At 43.9% G+C, this 20,280-nt stretch carries 20 protein-coding genes; 15 read left to right on the forward strand and 5 right to left on the reverse strand.

All coding sequences use genetic code 11. The annotated features are described in order from the left end of the window. Positions 1 to 2: 2 nt before the first annotated feature. From hemH to DN730_RS02470, 4 genes are read left to right on the forward strand one after another with little or no spacing between them, the layout of a single operon-like run. Positions 3 to 998 (forward strand): ferrochelatase, encoded by a 996-nt coding sequence (hemH, locus tag DN730_RS02455; protein WP_115466518.1) that lies wholly within the window; start codon positions 3 to 5, stop codon positions 996 to 998. A 4-nt stretch (positions 999 to 1,002) separates the two neighbouring features. Then, positions 1,003 to 1,725 carry an HAD family hydrolase gene (locus tag DN730_RS02460; RefSeq protein ID WP_115466519.1) on the forward strand — a complete coding sequence of 241 codons (723 nt, stop codon included), beginning with the start codon at positions 1,003 to 1,005 and terminating at the stop codon, positions 1,723 to 1,725. 11 nt (positions 1,726 to 1,736) lie between these two features. After that, complete coding sequence (locus DN730_RS02465; RefSeq protein WP_115466520.1) at positions 1,737 to 2,042, forward strand: hypothetical protein; 306 nt, start codon at positions 1,737 to 1,739, stop codon at positions 2,040 to 2,042. A gap of 7 nt (positions 2,043 to 2,049) precedes the next feature. Then, positions 2,050 to 2,562: a DNA topoisomerase family protein gene (locus DN730_RS02470; RefSeq protein ID WP_115466521.1), complete on the forward strand. Its 513-nt coding sequence runs from the start codon at positions 2,050 to 2,052 to the stop codon at positions 2,560 to 2,562. Positions 2,563 to 2,573: 11 nt separating this feature from the next. On the opposite strand, the gene DN730_RS02475 is transcribed toward DN730_RS02470, so the two are convergent. Continuing rightward, positions 2,574 to 3,431, reverse strand: a complete 858-nt coding sequence (locus DN730_RS02475; protein WP_115466522.1) for a TIGR01777 family oxidoreductase — start codon at positions 3,429 to 3,431, stop codon at positions 2,574 to 2,576. Positions 3,432 to 3,575: 144 nt separating this feature from the next. On the opposite strand from DN730_RS02475, the gene DN730_RS02480 reads away from it, so the two are divergent. The 6 genes from DN730_RS02480 to DN730_RS02505 are packed head-to-tail and all read left to right on the forward strand — an operon-like array spanning position 3,576 to position 10,103. Continuing rightward, positions 3,576 to 3,953 (forward strand): sirohydrochlorin chelatase, encoded by a 378-nt coding sequence (locus DN730_RS02480; protein WP_115466523.1) that lies wholly within the window; start codon positions 3,576 to 3,578, stop codon positions 3,951 to 3,953. Positions 3,954 to 3,997: 44 nt separating this feature from the next. Continuing rightward, the gene (locus tag DN730_RS02485; protein ID WP_115466524.1) at positions 3,998 to 5,383 is read left to right on the forward strand and encodes a Wadjet anti-phage system protein JetA family protein; all 1,386 of its coding nucleotides are present in this window, start codon (positions 3,998 to 4,000) and stop codon (positions 5,381 to 5,383) included. A 4-nt stretch (positions 5,384 to 5,387) separates the two neighbouring features. Then, positions 5,388 to 6,026 (forward strand): DUF4194 domain-containing protein, encoded by a 639-nt coding sequence (locus tag DN730_RS02490; RefSeq protein WP_115466525.1) that lies wholly within the window; start codon positions 5,388 to 5,390, stop codon positions 6,024 to 6,026. Positions 6,027 to 6,034: 8 nt separating this feature from the next. Beyond that, a complete protein-coding gene (locus DN730_RS02495) occupies positions 6,035 to 9,457 on the forward strand; it encodes an SbcC/MukB-like Walker B domain-containing protein (protein ID WP_115466526.1) in 3,423 nt (1,140 codons plus the stop codon). 16 nt (positions 9,458 to 9,473) lie between these two features. Beyond that, positions 9,474 to 9,782 carry a BolA family protein gene (locus tag DN730_RS02500; RefSeq protein WP_115466527.1) on the forward strand — a complete coding sequence of 103 codons (309 nt, stop codon included), beginning with the start codon at positions 9,474 to 9,476 and terminating at the stop codon, positions 9,780 to 9,782. Between the two features lie 18 nt (positions 9,783 to 9,800). Beyond that, complete coding sequence (locus tag DN730_RS02505; RefSeq protein WP_115466528.1) at positions 9,801 to 10,103, forward strand: STAS domain-containing protein; 303 nt, start codon at positions 9,801 to 9,803, stop codon at positions 10,101 to 10,103. Between the two features lie 54 nt (positions 10,104 to 10,157). Here DN730_RS02505 and gcvP read toward each other — a convergent pair whose 3' ends face one another. The 3 genes from gcvP to glyA form a co-directional block, all read right to left on the reverse strand. After that, entirely contained in the window at positions 10,158 to 13,016 is a 2,859-nt protein-coding gene (gcvP, locus tag DN730_RS02510; RefSeq protein WP_115466529.1) for an aminomethyl-transferring glycine dehydrogenase, read from the reverse strand. 72 nt (positions 13,017 to 13,088) lie between these two features. After that, the gene (gcvH, locus tag DN730_RS02515; RefSeq protein WP_115466530.1) at positions 13,089 to 13,472 is read right to left on the reverse strand and encodes a glycine cleavage system protein GcvH; all 384 of its coding nucleotides are present in this window, start codon (positions 13,470 to 13,472) and stop codon (positions 13,089 to 13,091) included. Between the two features lie 50 nt (positions 13,473 to 13,522). After that, on the reverse strand, positions 13,523 to 14,800 hold the full coding sequence (glyA, locus tag DN730_RS02520) for a serine hydroxymethyltransferase (protein WP_115466531.1): 1,278 nt from the start codon (positions 14,798 to 14,800) through the stop codon (positions 13,523 to 13,525). A 388-nt stretch (positions 14,801 to 15,188) separates the two neighbouring features. Here glyA and gcvT point away from each other — a divergent pair, with 388 nt between their 5' ends. From gcvT to DN730_RS02540, 4 genes are read left to right on the forward strand one after another with little or no spacing between them, the layout of a single operon-like run. Further along, on the forward strand, positions 15,189 to 16,286 hold the full coding sequence (gene gcvT / locus DN730_RS02525) for a glycine cleavage system aminomethyltransferase GcvT (RefSeq protein ID WP_115466532.1): 1,098 nt from the start codon (positions 15,189 to 15,191) through the stop codon (positions 16,284 to 16,286). Between the two features lie 58 nt (positions 16,287 to 16,344). Beyond that, positions 16,345 to 16,887 (forward strand): elongation factor P hydroxylase, encoded by a 543-nt coding sequence (locus DN730_RS02530; RefSeq protein ID WP_115466533.1) that lies wholly within the window; start codon positions 16,345 to 16,347, stop codon positions 16,885 to 16,887. Continuing rightward, a complete protein-coding gene (locus DN730_RS02535; protein WP_115466534.1) occupies positions 16,868 to 17,989 on the forward strand; it encodes a 4-phosphoerythronate dehydrogenase in 1,122 nt (373 codons plus the stop codon). Before DN730_RS02530 ends, DN730_RS02535 begins: the two co-directional genes overlap by 20 nt. A gap of 12 nt (positions 17,990 to 18,001) precedes the next feature. Beyond that, the gene (locus DN730_RS02540) at positions 18,002 to 18,724 is read left to right on the forward strand and encodes a flagellar brake protein (RefSeq protein ID WP_115466535.1); all 723 of its coding nucleotides are present in this window, start codon (positions 18,002 to 18,004) and stop codon (positions 18,722 to 18,724) included. Positions 18,725 to 18,757: 33 nt separating this feature from the next. Here DN730_RS02540 and htpX read toward each other — a convergent pair whose 3' ends face one another. Then, positions 18,758 to 19,642, reverse strand: coding sequence for a protease HtpX (gene htpX / locus DN730_RS02545; protein ID WP_115466536.1), 885 nt, complete (start codon positions 19,640 to 19,642; stop codon positions 18,758 to 18,760). A gap of 209 nt (positions 19,643 to 19,851) precedes the next feature. Between htpX and msrB the strand changes: the two genes are divergently transcribed. Next, entirely contained in the window at positions 19,852 to 20,262 is a 411-nt protein-coding gene (gene msrB / locus DN730_RS02550; protein ID WP_115466537.1) for a peptide-methionine (R)-S-oxide reductase MsrB, read from the forward strand. Positions 20,263 to 20,280: the final 18 nt, after the last annotated feature.

Here is a 20,280-nt window from a genome sequence, read left to right on the forward strand (position 1 = left end):
TTATGAAACACGTTAATAAGCCCATTGGTGTACTAATGATGAACCTTGGGACACCCGAAGCACCGACTCCTGTCGCAGTAAGGCGATACCTTAAAGAGTTTCTCTCTGACTCACGAGTAGTGGATCTGAACCCCATTTTATGGAAACCCATTCTCAATGGCATCATATTAAACATCAGGCCTCGCAAAGTCGCAAAAGTGTATCAGCAGGTTTGGATGGATGGCGGTTCACCCCTGTTGGTACTTGGAAATCGCTTAAGAGATCGTCTGCGCGAACGACTCTCCACCTCTGAGAAGCATCGTTTTATAGTCGAAATGGCCATGACATATGGCACACCTAATGTTGAGACGGCTGCGAAAGCGTTTCGCCAACAAGGCGTTGAGCATATCGTTGTATTGCCGATGTACCCGCAGTTTTCAGCAACCACCACAGCCGCTGCATACGACCGCTTAATGGCTTCACTCAAAAGATGTCCTCATTGGCCGGCTATCAATTTGCTCCAAGATTATGCAGATCATGAACTGTACGTTGATGCTCTAACGAGTCATATTGAGGCTCAGTGGCAAAAACAAGGTGAAAAGCGGCATTTAGTCTTTTCATATCATGGAATACCAAAGCGTTATGTTACGCAAGGTGATCCATATAAAGCTCGTTGTGAAGCAACAACAGCAGCAGTGGTTTCTAAGTTAGGTTTAACCCTCGAAGAGTACACGCATGTATACCAGTCTCGTTTTGGTCGAGAGGAATGGCTTAAGCCATACGCTGACGTGACACTGAAAAGTATGCCAAGCAAAGGAATTAAAGCGATTAATGTAATCAGTCCTGCGTTTGCGATAGACTGCATAGAGACGCTGGAAGAAATTAGCATAGAACTTCATGATGAATTTAAAGAGGCGGGGGGCGAACTGTTTGACTACATACCAGCCTTAAACGATTCGGATCGTCATGTTGATCTATACGAGCGGCTAGTACTCGATAACATTAAAAATTGGATGTGACGCTTTGCTAAAAACACCTATTACAACCATAGCATTTGACGCCGATGATACGCTTTGGCGCAACGAAGATTTCTTTCAGACCACGCAACAGAGCTTCGTCAATTTGCTGTCAGCCTACCATTCTAAAGAATATATCCTTGAACACCTTAATTCTGTTCAAGTTAGAAACCTTGCAAACTTTGGCTATGGAATCAAAGGTTTCACTCTATCGATGATCGAAACGGCGATAGAGCTAACTGACGGTCGTATATCGGGTTATGAAATACATCAAATCATTAAACTTGCAAAAGAGATGCTATCTTCTCCTGTCGATGTTTTACCTGGTATCGAAGCACTGCTTAAATCACTAAAAGGGCGGTGTCAGCTAATGGTAATAACCAAAGGCGACCTCTTAGATCAGGAAGGTAAAATTGCTCGCTCTGGGTTGAGCCGATACTTTGATTTCTATGAAGTAGTCAGCAAAAAGGATAGAGCCACCTATGAAAATCTTTTTCAGCGTCTACAAATATCGCTATCTGATGTTCTTATGATTGGTAATTCAGTTCGTTCAGACATACTGCCAATTCTAGATGCTGGTGGCCATGCCTTACACGTTCCATACCATACGACATGGTCACATGAGGAAGTCCAAGATCATGAACTAACTGACTACCCTCAGATTTCCAGGGTGGATGATGCCACCCAAATACAGCAGTGGCTTGAGAGCAATATACAACTTAGTGAATAAGAGAAATGCATATGAAGCACATAAAAATAGTTTTTTTGGCGATATTCGTCGCCGCTGCAATACCTGCAAATGCAAATGAAACAATCGACTCTGTTCGTACGACTGCCACGGATGCAGCGGATAAGACTCGAGAAGTCGCGGGTGAAGTATTAGAGAAATCCAAGGAAGCTGGGAGCAAAATCTGGGACAAAATGAAGGAGGTAGGCAGTTCAGCCGCGGAGGCGACACGTGATGGTGTTGATAAATTGCGCAGTTATACTGATGAGACTCCTTGCGATGTGAATACTGAAGATTGCCCCACTGAGCAAAGCAAGTAATCACCTAATGTCTGATCGTGATGATGATTTCCAAAGCACTAATGATCATTGGGAAAAAGAGTTTTTAACTCAGGACTCAAGCTACATTGGTGTGCCTGGAAAACGCTATAGATGTCCGAAATGCAGCGGATTATTACTATCAAAGAAAGGAAAAAATGGCGCATTTTGGGGGTGTGAGAATTACCCGTCGTGTGACTACACTGCGAACGACGAAGAAGGGCGGCCAGTCAGAGCAAAAAAATATTTTTGTCCAGTATGCAACTCACCTCTAAAACGAAAGAGCTACAAGGGTAATACATTTTGGGGTTGCGTAAACTACCCTGAATGCAAAGTTACCTTAGAAGACGTGGAGGGGCGCCCCGCATCAACAAAAAAATACCCGTGTAGGGCTTGTGGTCATTACTTGATTCGTAAAAAAGGCCCCAAAGGCTATTTTTGGGGCTGCATTAAATACCCAGAGTGCCGTCACTCTTTAGACGACTACAATGGTCTCCCCGTTCCTCGTAAAACACGACGGTAACAATTTTGAATTTAACTCAGTGAGTTAAGTGCGTCACTCAGTTTACTGTACCGAAATTCAAATCCAAGATCGCTTAATGCCTTCGGCAGAACTTGTTGCCCCTTTGTTACAAGCCCCCCCATTTCTCCGAAAGCCAACTCTAGCGCAAATGCTGGGGTTTTCAATAGATGAGGCCGATTATAGGATTTGGCAAGCGCTCTAGAGAATTGCTCTTGCGTAACAATTTCAGGCGATACTAAATTAATCGAGCCTTGGTAACGTTCATCTTTTAAAGCATGCTCTATAAAACAGCATACATCTTCAATGTGAATCCAAGGAAAGAACTGCTTACCATTACCAATCTTGCTGCCTAACCCCATTTTATACGGTAGCTTCATCTTATCGAGAACACCACCATTACCAAGAACAACACCTAAACGAAAGATAACTGTTCGTGCGGCCATCGCAGTCAGGGCTTCCTGCTCCCACATCGCACACAACTCATGCGTGAATCCATCATTCGGTGGCGTATCTTCACAAAAACGTTGTTCAGAATCAAAGCCGTAGTAGCCCACAGCGGACGCGTTAAGCCAAATAGGAGGAACCTCTTGCAGTGCTGATTTCAAATGTCTTGTAAACGCCACCCGACTGTCGATTAGCTCTTTTTTCCGGCGGTGGGTCCAGCGTTTAGCGCCAATATTTGCACCTGCTAGGTTGATTACAGCGTCGAACGTATGGCGATTCAAATCATCCAATTTGATGTTTGTTACGTATGACGAGGTAGACCTATTTTTGTGAACCAATCCGTAAACATCATGGCCTGCAGCAACAAGCTTTGGTATTAAGGTTGTGGCAACAAATCCACTCGCACCAGTAAGCAAGATTTTCATTCAGAGTCCTTTTGAGGATATTTATAAGGATATACGACACATCGGTATTCGTTAGATCACCCTCATCAATTTGTTTCGAGCCTAAGCCCTTCTTTTTAGAGGGTTTAATCTATAAAATGTACCCATTATTAATAAGGTAGTCCCATGCAACTTAACCAATACGATCACATTATTCTACTTGCTCACGGTAGCAGCGACGCAAATTGGAAGCGACCGTTTGAGAGCCTGTTAGCCAACGTGACTGGTGATGTATCAAAAGATAAGGTAAGTTTGGCATATATGGAATTGTGCTCACCCAGTATCGAAGATATTTTAAACACGCTTCCAACTGATAAGAAAAACATAGCTGTTTACCCACTGTTTTTTGCCAAAGGTAGACATTTACGCGTCGACGTACCAAAACAGTTGGAAACTCTAACTAACCAATACCGCACTCTGACATTGCTTGAACCTATCGGTGACAACCCTGAAGTTGTTCAAGCAATGGAAGGTGCGATCATATCTAAGCTGACACCGAGTTAGTTTTCTCGACGCCAGCGTAGTGCAATTGAATGGACTGATTCTGAATGTTATTCACCCATTTGCCTGATGAGATCTTTCAAGCGCTGTCAGGCTCCAACAAGGTTTTGGTTGAGGCCGTTTTATTTGATCTAGCGGATGTCTTTTACGACCACGCGGAAGATCCAATAAAAGAGAAATCAGCCATTATAGAGTCCATTGAGGACACCCTTCATAAGCTAGACACATTGGCATGGCACGATGATGTAAAGGAAACTTTCGACTCTCCAAAAACAATACATGAGTATGCACTCCGTATATATCACCGATTGGTTAATACGGGGTGGCTTGTAGAAGAGCAGGAGCTCTATCGTGTCAGTGTTTTGATGACGCCCCAAGTTTCTATGCTACTGCGCTCGCTGGTAGAGATCAGTCGCCACGGGAAGCGCAATTATGGTGCAACTGTTCTTAGTATTTTGAGTAACTTGGAGTCGGTCGCTAATCACCCTCAAGAGCGAGGAGTGACATTAAGTCAATCAGCAGAAGCGTCTAGGGAGTTTTCCGCCCACCTCAATCAGATATTGCTCGGTATTCGATCGCTTCAACGAGACTTGTTTGCAAATCGAAATCCCAAAGAAATCGTTGCAGGTTTTTTCGATCTTTTTGTAGAAGGCATCCTGATAGCAGACTACAAAACCATTAAAACAAGCAATAACCCGTTTCGTTTTCGACGCCAAATTTTGGAACTCGCACAAGGCTTTCTATCTGAGCCATCGACTGCCGGAAAAATAGCGCAGTGTTACGCAGATCAACAGCTCATCTCGGTTGATGATGCGCTGGCGGCGGTAGAGAAAGACTGTCGAGATATTATTCAAACCTTCTCAACGATAGAGCAGCGCCTAGAACGCATCGATGAATACCGCTATCGCTTAGAAAAACGCGCCGCCGATACCGCTCGCTACATGGATTCCTCACGCCCTGGGCTGGCTAATAAAATTGCGGGAATCATTAGCGATGTTGCAAAATTTGATGCGGTTCCGCGATTAAAACAAGTGGTAGGAAACAAGATCGTAGGGGTGGAATCAGCAGCACAACCAGCAAAACGTCGAGAACCGCCTGCACCTCGAATTATCACTCAAGCAGAGGTTTCCCAAGACGCAATTGCTATTCGTGATCGGCAACGCCGATTCCATGAAGCACGTCAAGTGAGTGCCGCCAAGTTGCAAGGGTATTTAGACCGTCAGTTATCAGAAAAACCTTCGATGCATATTCTTGATTTTACGATCGAGTCCGTAGAGGATTTCGTATGTTTTGACCACCTGCGCTACATTGGCTCGCTTGGGGTTAATGCTAAACGAATCGAGAAGACCTTTGATGTCGTGTTTACAGATCAATATATAAATGTCCGTGAATTCGTTGAATGTCGCGAATTTAATGTAGTGCGCAGGAGCTAAACCAATGTTAAGAGAATTAAAACGGGTATCCGAAGAGTCAGGAAAAGACCCGCAAGAGTTTCAGCAAACTGCGAACTATTTGTTAGCCAATCAATTTGTAAGTGCGTTTAAGCACGGTCAACGCCGTCACTTTTTATTAGTCGAAATGTACCAGCAGTACTTCTCAAATATATTCGATGCGCTAGGAATGAAATTATACGTCAACGAAAATGAACGCTTAGCTGGAGTACTGCCCGTTGAGCGGGAAGCGTTTGTGCGACTTAAAACCGATGAGACATTGTTTCTTCTTGTTCTTCGTCAAATTTACGAAGAAAAAATCGAAAATTTCGAAGTAGATAATGGCTTTGTCGCAACCAACAGCGTGACAATCCTAGAACGGTATGTGCAATTGGTTAAACGTGAAATACCGACCGAAACTCGATTCAAAGAAATACTCAGTTTATTTAGTAAGCACGGCGTCATTATTCGAGGTAAAGCCTACGAAGAAGACTCGAAGAACCTAATGATTAACATCACGCCTGTTATACGGCTGATCGTAACAGAAGCCTATCTACGACAACTTGAATCGTTTAACGGTGTTGACCCAGAAGACGATGATGTAACAGATGAAGATATAAATGAATCTGGCGTAGAGGCACAATAGAGGCGATTATGAAGAAGTTAAATCGAATTGTTCTCGTTAACTGGTACCTTTTAGGGGCCGAAGAGATCAACATACGAGGCAATACAGCGATTATCGGGCCAACCGGCTCTGGTAAATCGTCTTTACTCGATGCCATTCAGACCGTACTAACTGGCGCAAGTAAACGACATCTTAACTACAACGCTAGTGCAAACGACGGCAAAGCCTCTGGTCGAAGTATACGATCATATATTCTGGGCATGATTGACTCTGGACAAGCGAGCGAGAAAGTTTCTGGTGCGCAAACTCGTCAGGATGCTATAGCATACCTAGCTCTTGTATTTGAAGACGAAAATAGTGGTAAAGAAACAACCGTTGGGTTATGCCTATCTGCTTCACTCGCGTCTCCTGAAGAAGATGTACTTGGTAGGTTTGTGCTATCCAACTACGGAGTTAGGCGCGAGGATTTCGTTGAAATCTTAGGCACTAAACAATACAAAGCAAAACCTTGGCTAGAAGTTCGTGAAGCCATGAAAAAAGTATGTTTGGATCCGTACATCAAATCCGGTAGCGCATCGGCTACCCAATACATGAACCGTTATTTGGAAGAATTAAGCCCGAGTTCAGATCAGCTTATTTCACTTGACGGATTTATGAAGAACTTCAAAAACGCGCTCAAGTTTGTACCGATCGCCTCACCCACACGATTTGTGCAAGACTTCGTTTTGGCAGAAGCGCCCCTTCAAGTAGGCGCCTACCAGAAGTCTTTGGCTGAATACCGTCAGCTTGAGGCCAAGACGCAAGAAGTGGCTAAACGAATTGATGATCTCAAAGCGATACAAGTGGAGTGTGATAAAAAACGCCAGCAAGAACAGACAGTTGTTAATTATCAGTGGATCGCGACGGAGGCTCGTGTTGATCAACTCGGTAGCAAACAAGATGAGATTCAAGATCAATACGAGGGCTTCAAAGAACGAGAAGAAGAAATTGATGAAGAAATCGTTGCTCAGTCAAACCTACTAAAGCAGTTACAAGGGCAGTTAGTTCGCTTAGAACAACAATATGAGCATTCTGACGTCGGCCTAAAATTACAGCAGTTAGAACAAAGTAAAAAACTGTTGACCCTTGAAGGGCAGCAAGACAAAAAGCTGGTGATACAGGCCCATCAAGTGCTGCAGTTAATGGCAGCACTGCATACCTTTGAAGATATTTTGTCTGCAAAGGTTAGAGCATTAATTGATGACGCATCAGATGCAGCTCAAAATATCGACGCTCAAGGCAATATACTGGGCAGCGCTAAGGTAGTCAGTAAACTTTTAGCGAACTTAAATGACGCACTGGATGAAGATAAAGCCGCGTTATTTCAACAGCGCACTCAGCTAAACAGGCACATACTAAATCTGAAAGATGAGTGTCGTCAGTTAGAATCTGATGTTTCTTCCTTAAAGGGTGGTTCGAGCCCGTTATCTCCTAATGTTAAGAAATTAATTGCTTTGTTGGACCAAGCCAATATAAAAGCAACGCCGTTGAGTCATCTTGCCGAAGTGACTGACCATAAATGGCAGGATGCCATCGAAGGTTATTTAGGCAGCCAGCGCGAGGCACTCATTGTCCCTCCAGACGACGCTGAAGAAGCAATTCGCATATTCCGAGCGCATCGTCGTCAATTAATGGGGTGTCGAGTCATCGATACCACGCAGACACGTCTATGGATAAATCGTGGCGATAGTCGCTCAGTACTTCAATATATACGTTGCTCTGATGATCATGCTCAAGCATATTTAAATCGTCGTTTAGGTGGCATTAAGCCGGTTGATACAGAGCGCGAGTTGCTGCGTGAAGACAGTGCAATGACAGCAGACGGAATGTTAAAACTATCCGGCACTATTTCAACAATTCGTTTTACACCGCACATGATGGTGGGCATAAATACCGACGGCATGCGTAAATCACGAGAAGCCCAACTTCAGAAGCTCAGTGCTGAATTGCTTGATTATATGAAGACAGATCAGCGCCTTGAACAAGCAGACAGTTTGCTCAGTCGAGTTATGGCTTCAAACCAAATTGATACAGCTGCTCTAAACGATGCGGGTAGTTCCAACACACGCAACACTCAAGATTTAGCAGACATTCAGGCACAAATTGACGGTTTGTTGCAAAATGATGATCAGGACCTCCAAGAACGAATAGACAGCCTAAAAGAACGAATTGCAGTTATTGAGTTAGAGCACAAAAAGCTCGATCGAGAGCGCCAGCAAATAGCCGAACAATATGGCTCATTAAACACGCAAAAATCACAACTTGCCGAAGCTCTAGCAGCGCTAGACGAGGAGCGAACGCGAATTACCGCTAACCAGCTATTTAATGCTGAGTTTGCAAGTGAGCGCTATGAGCTACTCGAGTCGAGTATGGTGAGCGGTGCGGCCATTTATAAAGAAGCAATGAGCCGATCTGAAAAAGCCTCAGAAAAAGTACGCTCTTTTGATCAAAAAGTCCGTAAAGAGGTGGCAGATCATTACGCAAAATACCATAACAGCAATTTAGATGATGACATTCAACTTGATTATCTGGAGTCAAAGTTTGAAGAGTTTGAGCATTATGTTACACATCAGATCGAAGTACTAAGTGAGACTGAGCTAGCGAAATATGCTAAACGTGCAGAGCTTGCAAGACGAGAAGCTGAAGAGACCTTCCGCAGCGATTATGTATCCAAACTTAAAGACTCTCTTGATCAAGTGGCTCATATCATTAAAGAGTTGAATCACAGCTTAAAACGCCGCCCCTTCAACCAAGAGGTGTATCAGTTCCGTTTCTACCCAAATGGAGACATGAAAGATATACTGGATTTGGTGGCGAAGTTTAGCTCTCTTGACCAAGCAAATGTTGGTGGCTTATTTGACCCAGAGCAGACAGGTGACCCTGAGCATGCAAAAGCGATCTCTGTGATTCAAGAGCTAATCAATGACGAAGAAAAGCAAAAAGACTTAGCTGACTACCGCAAATTTTATAACTTTGAAGTCGATATCTTGGATCTTGAAGGACAGAAGAAAACAACGCTGTCGCAACGTATTCAAACGGGTTCAGGTGGTGAGCACCAAATACCTTTTTATCTTGCTATTGCGGCAGCGCTTTCTACAACATACCGTCTTCACGAAACAATGGACGGAGACATTGTTGGGGGGTTCTCGTTGGCCATGTTTGATGAAGCATTCAATAAGATTGATATGGCGAAAACATCAACCTGTATGGGCTTTATGAGAGACATTGGTCTTCAAGTTATTGCGGCTGCGCCAGACGATAAGAGGTCCGTTATGGCCGCAAATATGGACACGATTATCAGTGTATGGAGAGAAGGCGGAGCGGTTTCGCTCGATATCGCGTATCCAAAGAATAAAGGTCAATTATTATTAAGCGGCGACAATGAATCAAGCGCTGAAGAAACCGTGCAGTAAAACGTTTGGAGGTTACATGCAAATCGAAAGTGAAATTCGAGAAACAATAACGAGAGCGTTTAACGTACATCATCTTGAATTGGAAAACGAGAGCTACAAGCACAATGTGCCAGCTGGGAGTGAATCGCATTTTAAGTTAACACTGATTAGTAATGCTTTCACCGGAATGAGGGCTGTTCAGCGGCATCAGTTGGTATACGGAGCTCTGACGGATCAAATGAGCAAGATTCACGCGCTAGCGCTACACTTGTATACGGATGAGGAATGGGAAGCTCGTAAATTTGATGCGCCAGACTCCCCTGAATGCTTGGGAGGAGAGCGCTAAGCGCTCAATGTACACAATATGAGTATTTCGGTAAGCGTAGAAGATAACAAGGGAATCGTTGAAATTGCTGTTATAGGTAGCTTCGACTTCTCGTTATTCAATGACTTTAGATTGGCATATACTGATTTTATAGATCAGTACGATCATTTCGTTGTCAACATGGAAAATGTCGAATACCTCGACAGCGCTGCACTGGGAATGCTACTTAGCATGAAGGCTGCGCTAAGCTCAGAGGCTCGGATTGAGATTATTAAAGCCAACGATTTCATTCGCAATATTTTAATGATCAGTCGCTTTGATAAGCGCTTTGAAATTTCGTAAGTCAGGGATGGATGGACAGAAAAAAAGAGAGCCAATGGCTCTCTTTTTTATTGCTTAGCTTTCGTAGCTTTCTATAGGAGGGCATTCGCAGAATAGATTACGGTCACCGTAAACATTATCAATGCGCCCAACTGGAGGCCAATATTTGCGATCTTTAATCCAAGCCAATGGATACGCTGCCTCTTCACGGCTGTAAGCATGTTGCCAATCTGTTTCAAGAAGACACGCGGCTGTATGAGGAGCATTAACCAATGGGTTGTCTTCAAGCGTCCAGTCACCGTTTTGAACTTTGGCGATCTCAGATCTTATCTGAATCATCGCGTCACAGAAGCGATCTAATTCCTCACGGTTTTCTGATTCAGTTGGCTCAATCATTAAAGTCCCTGCCACCGGAAAGGACATGGTAGGAGCATGGAAACCGAAATCCATTAGCCGTTTCGCGATATCTTCTTCGGAGATACCTGATTCGGCTTTTAAAGGTCGGATATCGATAATGCACTCATGAGCTACCGTGCCATTTTTACCAGTATATAAAACTGGATAGTGTTGTTCTAAACGCTTAGCAATATAGTTTGCATTCAAAATAGCGTTAAATGTCGCTTCTTTTAAGCCACGGTCGCCCATCATCTTAATGTACATCCACGTGATCACAAGAATGCTAGCCGAACCATAAGGTGCGGCAGATACTGCACCGTGCTGAACATCATTTTGTACAACAGGAGACACCGCATGACCTGGTAAGAAGGGCGCAAGATGAGATTTGACACCAATTGGACCCATACCTGGCCCGCCACCACCGTGTGGGATACAGAATGTCTTATGTAGATTCAGGTGTGATACGTCGCCACCGAAACTGCCTGGAGGAGCGATACCCACCAAAGCATTTAAGTTGGCGCCGTCGATGTATACTTGGCCGCCATTGTTATGAACGATTTCACATACTTCGCGAATTTGTTCTTCAAACACACCGTGAGTAGAAGGGTAAGTTGCCATGATGCAACTAAGATTATCAGTGTATTTCTCGGCCTTCTCTTTCAAATCATCGATATCGATGTTGCCGTCTTCATCGCACTTAACGATAACAACCTTCATGCCAGCGAGAGCGGCCGAAGCAGGGTTGGTGCCGTGTGCCGAGCTTGGAATAAGACAAATGTTGCGCTGATCATCACCGCGAGATTTATGGTACTTATCTATTGCCAAAAGCCCTGCATATTCACCTTGTGCCCCCGAATTGGGCTGTAGCGAGATGGTGTCATAACCTGTTGCTTTAGAAAGCATGCTAATCAAATCGTTTAGCAATGTTTGATAGCCACCCACTTGCGATTTAGGTGCGAATGGATGAATACGACCAAATTCAGGCCAAGTAACAGGGATCATTTCAGAAGCAGAGTTCAGCTTCATGGTACATGATCCGAGCGGGATCATACTTTGGTTCAGTGCAATGTCTTTTACTTCCAGCTGACGCAAGTAGCGCATAAGCTCGGTTTCACTGTGATGAGTATTAAAAACCGGGTGCGTCAAAATGGCGTCTTGACGTTGCATATCAGTTGGAATGCCTAACGAGATTTCTTGATCAAGTAGACTTTCATCCAATGAAACTCCAAAGCTGTCCGCCAAATTACGTAAATCTTCGATGGTGCTGGTTTCGCTGAACGATAATGACAAGGATGCACTATCAACTTGGTATAGGTTAATCCCTTTGTCTGCGGCAGCCTTAAAGATCGTCAGAGTTTTATCGTGTGTTTTCACTTTAAGCGTATCGAAATGGGTAGCATTAACAGAGTAATGCCCTGATAAAGCTTGAGCGAATACGTGAGTAAACCCAGCAACCCTTGTCGCAATCTTCTTCAATCCTTGCGGACCATGATACACCGCATAAAAGCCAGCCATCATTGCAAGCAGGGCTTGTGCTGTACAAATATTAGACGTCGCTTTTTCACGACGAATATGCTGTTCTCGCGTCTGCATCGCCATACGCAATGCAGGTTTATTGTGTGAATCTCTTGATACACCAATAACGCGACCCGGCATAGATCGCTTAAATTTATCTTTAGTTGCGAGAAATGCTGCGTGAGGTCCACCGAATCCCATTGGCACACCAAGGCGTTGAGCACTACCTATAACAATATCAGCACCTAGTTCGCCAGGTGATTTAAGTAATACCAATGATAATAGATCAACGGCAACTGATACTAATGCCCCTTGTTCATGAACCTGCGCGATAGATGCGGTGATATCAGTCACCTGCCCATCTGTTCCTGGGTACTGAAAAATCGCACCGAAAACATCGTATTCAGATACGGTGTCGGCATCATCAACGACAACTTCAATATCTAGCAATTCTGCACGCGTTTTAACAACATCGATGGTCTGTGGAAGCACATTGTTCGCGACAAATAAACGATTGCCCTTTTTCTTGCCTGCACGCTGCATCAAAGTCATTGCCTCGGCCGCGGCAGTCGCTTCATCTAATAAAGAAGCATTTGAGATTTCCATACCAGTCAGGTCGATGACGACTTGTTGGAAGTTTAAAAGAGCTTCTAATCGTCCCTGAGAAATTTCAGGTTGGTAAGGCGTATAAGCGGTGTACCAACCTGGGTTTTCTAGGAGATTACGTAGAATGGGAGTGGGCACAATAGTGTCGTGATACCCCATCCCAATATAGCTACGGGCGATTTTATTGTTTTCAGCAATTTCTTTTAATTGCGATAGTGCATCATTTTCACTAACTGGCTCTTTTGACATATCAAGATTGGCGAGACGAATGGCACTAGGAATAGTGTTCTCGATGAGTTGGTCTAATGATTCAAAACCAATGGTACTGAGCATCGAAGTTTGTTCAGTCGAATCTGGGCCGATGTGGCGTGCGATGAATTCGTCTTTGCCTAGCAAGTCGCGGATACACGATGTCATGTAAGGTCACCTATAAAAGAAATTGCAAGAAGAGAAGAGAACACCCCTATAGTTAGGGGTGTTGGATCGAAGCTATGCTATTGTGCTTGCGTATGCGTCAGCATCGAGAAGCTTGTCTAGTTCTGATGGATCGCTTAATTTGATTTTCGCAATCCACGCTTCACCGTAAGGTGATTCGTTTACCAATTCGGGAGAATCATCAAGTGCTTCATTTACTTCTACAACCTCGCCTGAAACAGGTGCGTAAATATCAGAAGCGGCTTTAACAGACTCTACTAGCGAAAACTGCTCAGTGGCAGTCGTTTCTGACCCCACATCAGGAAGCTCAAGGTATACCACATCGCCTAATAGTTCTTGCGCGTGATCTGAGATACCAACGGTAACGGTGCCATCACCGTTGTCCAAAACCCATTCGTGTGAGTCAGCATATTTAAGGTTAGATGGAATATCGCTCATGGCCAAATGTCCTTTAAAATTGCCCGAGCAAGCACTCGGGCGTGAATGGATTAACGGTAAAGAGGGAATTGCTTACAAAGCTCTTGTACTTCAGCTTTTACGCGTGCCTCAACCTCAGCATTACCCTCTGGCTTCTCTACTAAGCCATCAAGTACGTCACTGATTAGATTTCCTACTTTACGGAATTCTTGTTCGCCGAAGCCACGAGAGGTCGCTGCTGGCGTGCCTAGGCGAATACCAGAAGTGATCATTGGTTTTTCAGTGTCGAACGGAATACCGTTTTTGTTACAAGTAATGCCAGCGCGTTCAAGAGCAGCATCAGCAGCGTTACCTTTAAGGCCTTTAGGGCGAAGGTCCACAAGCATTAAGTGTGTGTCAGTACCGCCAGTTACGATGCCATAACCACGTTCAACCATTACGGCCGCCAGAGTTTTAGCGTTTGCAACCACTTGAGCAATGTAGTCTTTGAATTCTGGTTTCAGAGCTTCGCCGAATGCCACCGCTTTACCAGCGATAACGTGCATTAATGGACCACCTTGGTAACCTGGGAAGACTGCTGAGTTAATTTTCTTTCCTAGATCAATGTCGTTGGACAAGATCATGCCACCCCGAGGACCACGCAGTGTTTTGTGCGTAGTTGTTGTCACAACATGTGCATGAGGTAGTGGAGAAGGGTGTGCACCTGTCGCTACAAGACCCGCAATGTGAGCCATATCTACGAATAAATATGCGCCAACTTTATCTGCGATTTCACGAAAACGTTTAAAATCGATTTGACGAGGGATAGCAGAACCACCAGCGATGATCATTTTGGGCTGGCATTCGATCGCTTTCGCTTCGATTGCGTCGTAATCAATTAGTAATGTATCAGCGTTTACTTCATATTGAACTGCGTTGAACCATTTGCCTGATTGTGCTGGTGGTGCACCGTGAGTTAAGTGGCCACCAGAAGAAAGAGACATGCCCATGATAGTATCGCCAGGCTGAAGTAGGGCCAACATCACAGCACCGTTAGCTTGCGCACCAGAATGTGGTTGAACATTTACGAATTCACAACCAAATAGCTGCTTAGCACGATCAATCGCTAATTGTTCTGTTACGTCTACAGCTTCACAGCCACCATAATAGCGTTTTTCTGGGTAACCTTCAGCGTACTTGTTTGTTAAAACAGAGCCTTGAGCTTCTAAAACTGCTTTTGAAACTATGTTCTCAGACGCGATTAGCTCGATACCAGTTTCTTGACGCTCTTGTTCTTCTACCAGTGTTGCGTAAAGCTCCGCATCACGCTCTTTAAGTGCTTGGCTGAAAAAGGCTTCAGTGTTCGCCATGTTGGGAATCCTCTTAATTAACATTCATGTCAGTGACATTCTTCGACGATGATTATTCTAACATTTGTGACATCAAAAAAGATGAAAAATGATCATTTACAATGTCGTTTGAGTCATCTGTCTTCTTACTTTTTTAGAATCATAAACAAAAAGTTTCCAATTGGAAACACGTGTCGAACAACATTATGACTCACTATTGATATTTTGAAGTCAATAATCGATATAACCAATTGGTTAAGTATATTATTAGAACGATCCAGTGGTGCGCGATCTGGATATATTTCGCAATATCCACCGCCGAATGGTTGCAAATCACAAAGTGAACTTAGATACTTTGTTTCCAATAGGAAACTTATACTTCTAGTCAGAATATTATGCAGAGGTGCTCATGAAACATACCCCTTTATACCAAGCCCACATTAATGCTGAGGCTCGAATGGTCGAATTCGCAGGCTACGAAATGCCCGTACAGTATCCTTTAGGGGTAAAGAAGGAGCATCTCTGGACCCGCTCGAACGCAGGCTTGTTCGATGTTTCTCATATGGGCCAGGTCATTCTAAGAGGACCTAACGTCAAAGAAGAGCTTGAGATGATCCTACCCGTCGATGTTAAGGGGTTGGCTGTAAACTCACAGCGTTACGGTGTTTTTACTAATGAAGTTGGTGGAATTGCAGATGACTTAATGTTTACCAGCTGGGGTGACGACGCTGTTTACATGGTTGTTAATGCTGCCTGCAAAGAACAGGATGTCGCTCATTTACGCGCTAGCCTACCTACGACATCTGTAGAGGTAGTTGAGGACCGAGCACTTGTTGCTATTCAGGGCCCCAAAGCGAGGATGGCAGCGGCGCGATTGCTGCCTGAGATTGAATCCTTGCTGTTTATGAATTCCACAAAAGTAAAATGGCAAGGAGCTGAGTTGTGGGTAAGCTGCTCCGGTTACACAGGCGAAGATGGCTATGAAATATCCGTCCCAAATGAGTGTGCAACTAATTTTTGTGAAGCTCTTACAGAAATGGAAGAAGTTCAGTGGATCGGTCTAGGTGCACGTGATTCACTACGCTTGGAAGCAGGCCTGTGTTTATATGGACACGACTTGGATGATACGACTACTCCTGTCGAAGCGTCGATCACATGGGCGATCCAAAAAGTTCGTCGTGAAGGCGGCGAAAGAGAAGGGAACTTCATTGGTTCAGACGTTGTTCTATCTCAACTATCGTCGGGAGTTCAGCGAAAGCGAGTAGGCTTTATTGTTGACGGGAAGGCACCTGTAAGGGAAGGAGTCGAGATAGTTGATGAGCATGGAAAGAAAGTTGGGGTGGTTACCAGTGGCGGGTTTGCACCAAGTCTTGGTCAACCGATTGTCATGGCTTATGTTGATACAGATTCGTTAGATACTCCTCTTTTTGCCTCACTTCGTGGTAAAATGATTACTCTCCGTTCAACTAAAATGCCTTTTGTACCAGCGCGCTACTATCGAGGTTAATCTCAGAATTCGTTGGTTAAATTGATTGTACAATAAGGCCAATACATTTAGAGATGTAATGTTAACTGTAGATATACTAGAAAAGACGTTTAGCGACGTCTTTTTTGATGCCTATAAAACACAGCTTGTCGGCGGCTTTGATGAGCCTTTTTATCTAGCCCACGGTGCTGATGGTATTGCGCAAATCCAATATCGCTATGACTACTTATCAAGTGCACTTCATGAAATCAGTCATTGGTGTGTCGCTGGAGCAAAACGCCGGCAGATTGACGATTACGGTTACTGGTACGCAGAAGATGGCCGAACGCTTGAGCAACAAGTGCAATTTGAACACGTCGAAATAGTGCCTCAAGCCTATGAATGCCTATTTCATTGGTCAAGCGGTCTTCCTTTTGAAGTAAGCGTCGATAATTTGTCATTAGCAGAGTATGACGCCTCTCCTTTCAAACAGGCAGTCCAAGATCATGTAGGGAAGCTTTTGAATTATGCTTTACCTATTCGTGTTGCGCAATTTAGTAGTGCTCTATACAAAATCACTGGGATAGAACAAATGCCCTTAAAAGAATTCTTAAGAGAATGTTATGAAAATAATTGCCGATGAGAACATGCCTAACGTTGAAAAGCTGTTTTCTGCATTGGGCGATATCACATTTGCAAACGGCAGATCACTAACAAACTCCATGATAAAAGATGCTGATGTGCTCTTGGTTAGATCTGTCACAAAAGTAAATAAGACATTACTGGAAGGTACGTCTGTTAAGTACGTGGGTAGCGCCACGATTGGCACAGATCACGTAGATTTAGATTATCTAAAAGAAGTAGGGATAGGGTTTAATAGTGCTCCCGGTTGCAATGCAGATGCTGTAGCGGACTATGTGTTTAGCTCTCTTGCCCATCTGTATCTAAACAAACAACTTAATTGGCTGACGTCAACGATTGGTATTGTAGGTCAAGGGAATGTTGGGCAATGTGTCGCAGCCCGTTTCGCCGCACTAGGATGTAGTGTTGTGGCATACGACCCTTATACAGAATGCGCTATCCAAGGTGTAAAGTTAGGATCTCTAGAAGAGGTGATGCGATCAGATATCATTTCTTTACATGCCCCATTAACGTATACCGGACAATACCCGAGTGCCGATATGATCCAAGGTGACCTGATTAATACACTTCAACCTGGTCAGACCATCATTTCTGCTGGGCGGGGCGGTGTTATTAATGAGTCAGCCCTGATGGAACGTTATAGAGCGTTAAATGGTAAGCTTAATCTTGTCTTTGATGTATGGGATCAAGAACCGACACCAAATCTATCGATGGCAGCAATATGTGATATCGCGACACCTCACATAGCTGGATACAGCAAACAAGGACGTGAAAAAGGGACCTGGCAAATCTATAATTCCCTTTGTGAATTCTTTGGCCTTTCGGTAAAAAGCCGCTTTTATGATGCGGTAAGTAGCGGTAGTATCGAGGAATTGCATTTGAACTGCGAATTATCACGCATAGAATCGCTATCTAGAGCCATGCTGTCCATTTATGATCCATCACGTGATAGCAATCGATTTCATCAGGTTATGTCTTCTGGTTCAGTTTCTTCATTTGATTGGCTGCGTAAGTACTATGTTGAAAGGGATGAGTTTAATACCTGCAAAATCATCCATCCCAAGTATCAACAAGCACTAACAAGTATTGGCTTCAGTGAATAAGTAAGGATCCCAATGGGTGAAGTAAGGCAAGTAGATTTTAAAGACGTAGAAGTGCCAGTTGGAACAAATGTCCAACTGGAGTTTATATCGCCTGCAGGGAGATATGCCGTAAAGGTACTTGGTCGCTTACCGGGCCGCTCGCTTATCGTCTCATGCCCTAAAGTGAACGGTAAAAATATCATTGTACGCGAAAGCCAAGTCGTAAATGTTCGGCTTATGCTCGCGACATCAGTCTGTGCATTTTCGTCTAAGATCGCTAAAAGCTTCACTGAGCCTGGCGCTCATCTACATATTGCATACCCAGCTTACGTAGAAACCTCAGAAGTACGTCAATCTGTTCGGGTAGAAACGAGGCTAATATGTTCCCTAGAAGCTGGATTTGGAGATCTACCGATCCCAGAGAGCTCAACGGGTGTAGTCGTCGATTTAAGTGTTGGCGGGTGTAAAATTTTATCTCGGGAAGACTTTGGTTCTGTGAACCAGACGATGCGGCTAGCGATAAACGTGAAGATCGGTGAGTATAAGCACATAATGAAAATCCCTTGTGAAATTCGATCTCAAGAAATTCAAATGCTTGAGCAAGTACAAGCCACCATCGCAGACAATGCATTTCTTTCGCGAATGGGTGTTGAATACCTTTATGTATACGGCATTCGTTTTGTGGATTTACAGAAAGAGCAAGGGATTCCTTTGCTAGCCTATATCCTTGAAACCATCAGTAAGAAATCGAAATAAAAAAGCCCCTCGATAATGAGGGGCTTTTTTGTCTTATAGTTTTTGTAATGCGGCAATTCGATCATTGATAGGAGGGTGGCTAGAAAAAAGCTCTCCAAGAGTTGGGTTGCGCCCTTTGCGAATACCAAATGCAACCATACTTTCCGGCATATGGGATATTTCATGCTCACTTTGGATCCTTGCCAATGCTGCAATCATAGCCCCTTTTCCTGCTAGACGCGCTCCTGCTTCATCCGCTCTATACTCACGATAGCGAGAAAACCACATGACAATCATGCTCGCGAGAATGCCGAAAATCATTTCAAAAATAAATGTTGCGATGTAGAAGCCCCAGCCAACGCTACCCTCGTTACTGTCATCATTACGGCGCAGAAATGAATCTACTGCGTACGCTGCAATTCGAGCAAAAAACATAACAAAAGTGTTCACGACACCCTGAATTAATGACAAGGTCACCATATCGCCATTTGCGACATGCCCGATTTCATGGGCTAATACAGCACGAATCTCATCGGGTGGAAATCGATCAAGCATCCCACTAGAGACAGCCACTAGGGCGTCATTTTTATTCCAACCCGTCGCAAACGCATTGGCCTCATGAGACGGAAATACCGCTACTTCGGGCATTCTAATGCCTGCTTGTAAAGACAACTCTTCAACCGTTGTGAGTAGCCATTGCTCTTTATGATTACGGGGCTGTTTGATGACTTCGGCTTTAGCACCAAATTTCGCCATCGTTTTTGATAAGAATAGTGAAATAAAGCTGCCGACAAAGCCAAATACCGCACAGAAAATCAATAAAGATGTTAAATCAAGGCCACTACCAGAAAGGTAGTGATTGACACCCAAAATATTCAGTACGATGCCCGCTACGACGAGTATCGCTAAGTTTGTCATTAAAAATAACAAAATGCGCATTGATTTGATGCTCCTAGATAAAAGACTATTGAGCATCATAAGGCCCTTTAGTTCCTTTTCAATAGCTCAAATTAAGCATCATGAAGAATTAATGTGTAAGTAAGTTGATAATGAAGAACTTCGCGGTGTTATGCTGTCAAAGAACACCTTGAAATGGCAACAATAAGACCGAATAGAATCATTTATACGGTAACTTTTAGGAGGTCTCAATGGACGACAATAATCAACACAAAAATTATAATTTAAGTGATGAGGAATGGCGTGAACGTTTATCTGAGGACGTTTATAAGATCGTACGCGAGAAAGGCACTGAACGTGCTTTTACTGGTAAGTATGAAAAGTTCTATGAAATAGGCGAATACTACTGTGTTTGCTGTGGCGCTCATTTATTCGATTCTGATGAAAAATATGATTCAGGCTCAGGTTGGCCGAGCTTCTATGATGCGGACAAGAAAAACATCAAAGAAGTTGACGATAATTCTTGGATGATGCGCCGAACCGAAATTGTCTGCAATCGATGTGATGCACATCTTGGACATGTTTTCCCTGATGGTCCTAAGCCGACAGGGGTTAGGTACTGCGTGAACTCCGCATCAATCGACTTTAAGCCTAAGGATTAATCCTTAGGCTTAATGAGC

Origin of the sequence: Marinomonas piezotolerans (genome assembly GCF_003362755.1) — a bacterium.
In the GTDB taxonomy this organism is placed as follows: domain Bacteria; phylum Pseudomonadota; class Gammaproteobacteria; order Pseudomonadales; family Marinomonadaceae; genus Marinomonas; species Marinomonas piezotolerans.

What these genes read in the sequence shown, in the direction of transcription:
- hemH (WP_115466518.1), top strand. Translation starts at nt 3, where the DNA reads ATGAAACACGTTAATAAGCCCATTGGTGTACTAATGATGAACCTTGGG.
- DN730_RS02465 (WP_115466520.1), top strand. Translation starts at nt 1,737, where the DNA reads ATGAAGCACATAAAAATAGTTTTTTTGGCGATATTCGTCGCCGCTGCA.
- DN730_RS02470 (WP_115466521.1), top strand. Translation starts at nt 2,050, where the DNA reads ATGTCTGATCGTGATGATGATTTCCAAAGCACTAATGATCATTGGGAA.
- DN730_RS02475 (WP_115466522.1), bottom strand. Translation starts at nt 3,431, where the DNA reads ATGAAAATCTTGCTTACTGGTGCGAGTGGATTTGTTGCCACAACCTTA.
- DN730_RS02480 (WP_115466523.1), top strand. Translation starts at nt 3,576, where the DNA reads ATGCAACTTAACCAATACGATCACATTATTCTACTTGCTCACGGTAGC.
- DN730_RS02485 (WP_115466524.1), top strand. Translation starts at nt 3,998, where the DNA reads ATGTTATTCACCCATTTGCCTGATGAGATCTTTCAAGCGCTGTCAGGC.
- DN730_RS02490 (WP_115466525.1), top strand. Translation starts at nt 5,388, where the DNA reads ATGTTAAGAGAATTAAAACGGGTATCCGAAGAGTCAGGAAAAGACCCG.
- DN730_RS02495 (WP_115466526.1), top strand. Translation starts at nt 6,035, where the DNA reads ATGAAGAAGTTAAATCGAATTGTTCTCGTTAACTGGTACCTTTTAGGG.
- DN730_RS02500 (WP_115466527.1), top strand. Translation starts at nt 9,474, where the DNA reads ATGCAAATCGAAAGTGAAATTCGAGAAACAATAACGAGAGCGTTTAAC.
- DN730_RS02505 (WP_115466528.1), top strand. Translation starts at nt 9,801, where the DNA reads ATGAGTATTTCGGTAAGCGTAGAAGATAACAAGGGAATCGTTGAAATT.
- gcvP (WP_115466529.1), bottom strand. Translation starts at nt 13,016, where the DNA reads ATGACATCGTGTATCCGCGACTTGCTAGGCAAAGACGAATTCATCGCA.
- gcvH (WP_115466530.1), bottom strand. Translation starts at nt 13,472, where the DNA reads ATGAGCGATATTCCATCTAACCTTAAATATGCTGACTCACACGAATGG.
- glyA (WP_115466531.1), bottom strand. Translation starts at nt 14,800, where the DNA reads ATGGCGAACACTGAAGCCTTTTTCAGCCAAGCACTTAAAGAGCGTGAT.
- gcvT (WP_115466532.1), top strand. Translation starts at nt 15,189, where the DNA reads ATGAAACATACCCCTTTATACCAAGCCCACATTAATGCTGAGGCTCGA.
- DN730_RS02530 (WP_115466533.1), top strand. Translation starts at nt 16,345, where the DNA reads ATGTTAACTGTAGATATACTAGAAAAGACGTTTAGCGACGTCTTTTTT.
- DN730_RS02535 (WP_115466534.1), top strand. Translation starts at nt 16,868, where the DNA reads ATGAAAATAATTGCCGATGAGAACATGCCTAACGTTGAAAAGCTGTTT.
- DN730_RS02540 (WP_115466535.1), top strand. Translation starts at nt 18,002, where the DNA reads ATGGGTGAAGTAAGGCAAGTAGATTTTAAAGACGTAGAAGTGCCAGTT.
- htpX (WP_115466536.1), bottom strand. Translation starts at nt 19,642, where the DNA reads ATGCGCATTTTGTTATTTTTAATGACAAACTTAGCGATACTCGTCGTA.
- msrB (WP_115466537.1), top strand. Translation starts at nt 19,852, where the DNA reads ATGGACGACAATAATCAACACAAAAATTATAATTTAAGTGATGAGGAA.